Source organism: Microbacterium sp. ISL-103 (assembly GCF_018613995.1).
Taxonomy (GTDB): Bacteria; Actinomycetota; Actinomycetes; order Actinomycetales; family Microbacteriaceae; genus Microbacterium.
Genome location: NZ_JAGGPD010000669.1, coordinates 1 through 1,347, shown reverse-complemented (window position 1 = coordinate 1,347; position 1,347 = coordinate 1). Strand labels below are relative to the sequence as shown.

3 protein-coding genes are annotated in these 1,347 nt (G+C 67.3%); all 3 read right to left on the bottom strand.

Features of this window, described 5'->3' with window-relative positions:
- The coding region (locus tag J7E68_RS19380; protein WP_285225746.1) for a beta-ketoacyl synthase N-terminal-like domain-containing protein at positions 1-538 on the bottom strand (538 nt) is incomplete at its 3' end.
- 90 nt (positions 539-628) lie between these two features.
- Positions 629-877, bottom strand: a complete 249-nt coding sequence (locus J7E68_RS19375) for an acyl carrier protein (protein WP_017202249.1) — start codon at positions 875-877, stop codon at positions 629-631.
- A gap of 68 nt (positions 878-945) precedes the next feature.
- Positions 946-1,347 (bottom strand): 3-oxoacyl-[acyl-carrier-protein] synthase III C-terminal domain-containing protein (locus tag J7E68_RS19370; protein ID WP_285225735.1); only part of this gene is annotated, 402 nt, incomplete at its 5' end.

The window sequence follows — 1,347 nt, the reverse complement described above, 5'->3', positions numbered from 1 at the left end:
GTCCGTCCTGCAGGTGGTGGAAGGCGTGGGTGATCGACTCGGTGCTCGGGGCGCACGCGCTCACGACGGTCTGCGCATAGGCGCGAGCCTGGAACTGCAGCGAGAGGTTTCCGGCCGCGGCGTTCGGCATGAGCATCGGAACCGTGAGCGGCATCACTCGGCGCGGACCCTTCTCGCGCAGCGTGTCCCATGCGTCGAGGAGTGTCCAGAGGCCACCGATGCCGGTGGCGAAGTCGATGCCGAGCCGCTCGGGGGCGACTTCGGGGGATCCTGCATCCGCCCAGGCCTCGCGTGCCGCGATGAGCGCGAACTGCGACGAGGGGTCGAGGCGCTTCGCCTCGTGGCGGGGCAGGACCTCTTCGGGGCGGACGATCGCCTCGGCGGCGAAGGTGACGGGAAGGTCGTACTCCTTCACCCAGTCGTGTTCGAGGGTGCGGGTGCCGGACTGGCCGGCGAGCAGGTTCGTCCAGTTCTCGGGGGCGGTCCCGCCGATGGCGGACGTGGCGCCGATGCCGGTGACGACGATGCGCTTGGTCATGTGTGGTTCCTTGTCGGGCGGGTCGAGCGGAGAACGGGCAAGGCGGAGGATGCCACGCCCCGCGGGTGCGGGGGTGGCATCCTGCGTGGATTACTCCTGGCCTGCGACGATGAAGTTGACGGCGTCGCCGACGGTCTTGAGGTTCTTGACCTCGTCGTCGGGGATGGTGACGCCGAACTTCTCTTCTGCGTTGACGACGATGGTCATCATCGAGATCGAGTCGATGTCGAGGTCGTCGGTGAACGACTTCTCGAGGGCGACCTCGGAGGCGTTGATGCCGGTCTCGTCGGTGATCAGCTCTGCGAGGCCTGCGAGGACCTCATCGTTGGTGAAAGCCATGTGGTCTTCCTCTTTCTTACGGGTTGTATTCGGAACCGTGGAACAGTCTAGGGAAAGTCGGCGCGTTCTCAGGGGAGGACGACGACCTGGGCGGCGAAGACGAGACCCGCGCCGAAGCCGATCTGCAGTGCCAGGCCACCTGAGAGCTCGGGGTGCTCGGCCATCAGCCGGTGGCTCGCCAGCGGGATCGAGGCGGCGGAGGTGTTGCCGGTCGTCTCGATGTCGCGGGCGATCACGGTGGACTCGGGCAGCTTCAGCTGCTTGGCGAACTCGTCGATGATGCGCATGTTCGCCTGATGCGGGATGAACGCGGCGATGTCGGTCGGCTCGACGCCGGCTCGGTCGAGCGCCTCGCGAGCGACCTTCGCCCTCTCCCACCCGGCCCAGCGGAAGACCGTCTGGCCCTCCTGGCGCAGCGTCGGCCACGGCACCTCGCCGTCGCGGAATTCGGTGAGAGTGCCGTTACTGCG